The organism is Bacillota bacterium, assembly GCA_013178415.1.
Taxonomy (GTDB): domain Bacteria; phylum Bacillota; class SHA-98; order Ch115; family Ch115; genus Ch115.
Genome location: JABLXA010000056.1, coordinates 1 through 2,249 on the forward strand (window position 1 = coordinate 1; position 2,249 = coordinate 2,249).

Sequence of the window (2,249 nt, forward strand, 5' to 3'; positions counted from 1 at the left end):
GAGGATGTCCCGTATTTCGTAGAAATTGAACTGGCGACTCCCGACCCTCTGTGATAAAACAGAGGTAGACAACAAAAGGAGGGAGTCGCCAATGAAATTGTATCACACAAACCCCCAAAATGGGGAGATCAAAAGAGTTCGCCATGGGGAAATTCGTAAGCTGCCGTTTCTCCCGGAGAGCGTTGAGATACCACTACGACGAGTTGCCCAGCATGTCGCCAATGGACTGGATGAACTTCTGATGCGGGTAGGGATTGCAGTCCTGGCAGCCATGATGGATGCAGAGGTTACAGCGTTGGTAGGGCCAAGGGGTAAGCATCTCCCAAGCGAGGAGCGGGAGTATTACCGCCACAGCTATGAATCGGGCTGGGTGGCGATAGCAGGGCAGAAGGTACACGTTGAGCGGCCTCGGGTGCGTTCTAAGGACCCCAGAGGGGAGGTACAGTTGGATACCTATGCCTGGGCTCAGCAGGATGACAGCATATCGGAGGCTGTGATAGCCCGGATTCTGAACGGGGTCTCTACTCGTGGGTATGCTGAGACCTTGGAGGGAGAGTCTCTAGAGGGGTATGGAACGTCCAAGAGCCGTGTCAGTGCCCGTTTCACTCGTCAGATGCAGATAGCGCTTCAAGAGCGGCTCAGCCAACGTTTAGACGGCCAGGACATCTTAGCTTTAGTGGTGGACGGCATCAAGGCTGGGGATCACATGGTTCTAGTAGCCCTTGGGATAGACAAGGATGGCCATAAGCACGTCCTGGGTTTGCAGGAAGGCGCAACCGAGAATGAGGCGGCTGGCAAGGCCTTGCTGCAAGATATGGTCTCCCGAGGTCTACGGAGTGACCAGGGACTCTTAGTTGTTATCGATGGTTCGAAGGCGCTAAGGGCTGCAGTAAGGGCTATATTTGCCGAGGCCGCAGTGCAGCGCTGTCAAGTGCACAAGAAACGTAATGTGCTTGACCACCTACCGGAATCCGCCCAGGACTGGGTAGGTCGTAAGATCCAGAATGCATACATAGAGCCGAACTATGCCAGTGCCAAGCAGTCTCTAGGGGCGCTGGCTGACCAGCTAGAGGTAGAATACCCTGGTGCTGCAAGCAGCCTAAGGGAGGGCTTGGAGGAGACCCTGACGCTGCAGCGGCTTGGGATACCCGGGCTACTCAGGCAGTCTCTGGCCTCCACCAACCTGATCGAGTCGGCATTCTCCGTAGCTTCGTCCAAGGCTCACAACGTCAAGCGCTGGCGGAACGGCCGGCAAGCTTTGCAGTGGATAGGAGCAGGGCTCCTAGAGGCAGAGCAACACTTTCACCGCATTCGTGGGTATAGGCTTCTGGGCATGCTTCAGGCTGCGATTTGTAGGGAGGTGAGGATACCAGAGGCGGTAGAGGCGTCAGTGGAGCGTGACGTCGCCAGAACGTGAAATAATGCGTCCGGGAGCGTCAGTGAAATTCTACGAAGAGTGGGACAAGCTCTTATTGTAGTTTAAGTCTACCAAAATAAGAATTCTCTTAGATAACTTGGAGACTTAACTGACTCGTACTAATTGGACCTAGTATACGGCTCTATAACCCGAGTCTGACAACCCACTTAGGTTTAGGAGCCGGTCTAATTTGACATTGAAATTAGGGGAATATCCAGTTGAAGATGGCAGCGATCCAGAGTCCGGGGGTATGGTACCGAAGGTTCTTGTTTTGCGGAGGCGGTAGAGGAAGAAGAAGGAAGGTAGCTCATGCCGCAGAATATAGAGCATGGGTGTGGGAAGCATCGGACTGGAGGGCGGATATTGAGAAGGCGGGAAGCCATGGCCGATGACTTCGCGCGATCGCTCATTATTGCCTGCAGAGGCGGCAAAACCCATATTGAAGAATCCCTGCCCGCGATACAGAGTATGGCCGTGAAGGAAAGGGCAAATCGAGCCCGGGGCCCGTGCCTTCAAAGGATGTCACAGGATGGGAGATGGCGAATGGGGCAGGCAAGATATGTCGGGCCACCACTGTGAGGCTCTTAGAGCCGTTCCGGCGCATGTGGCAGGTAGAAAATGAAAAGGCCCCGATCAGAGTACCGAGGCCTTTTACATTTTGCTGTAGTCCCTTTAGCCCTGGACTCCTTGAAAAACTTGGTACGCCCGGAGGGACTCGAACCCCCGACAACCAGATCCGTAGTCTGGTGCTCTAATCCAACTGAGCTACGGGCGCACACATCCGAAAGGTCTATTTTGATCGGGTTGTGCGCACGGTCTACCGTACTTGTCT

The 2,249-nt window shown here is 54.3% G+C and carries 1 protein-coding gene and 1 tRNA gene; one reads left to right on the top strand and one right to left on the bottom strand.

Annotated features, from left to right (window positions below; genetic code table 11):
• The first annotated feature begins 91 nt into the window (after positions 1 to 91).
• Positions 92 to 1,417 (top strand): IS256 family transposase, encoded by a 1,326-nt coding sequence (locus HPY52_17125; protein ID NPV81956.1) that lies wholly within the window; start codon positions 92 to 94, stop codon positions 1,415 to 1,417.
• A 697-nt stretch (positions 1,418 to 2,114) separates the two neighbouring features.
• Here the strand turns inward: HPY52_17125 and HPY52_17130 are convergent.
• Positions 2,115 to 2,192 (bottom strand) — tRNA-Arg (locus HPY52_17130).
• Positions 2,193 to 2,249: the final 57 nt, after the last annotated feature.

Excerpts from the sequence above, each read along its gene's own strand:
- HPY52_17125 (NPV81956.1), top strand. The coding sequence starts at position 92 with ATGAAATTGTATCACACAAACCCCCAAAATGGGGAGATCAAAAGAGTT.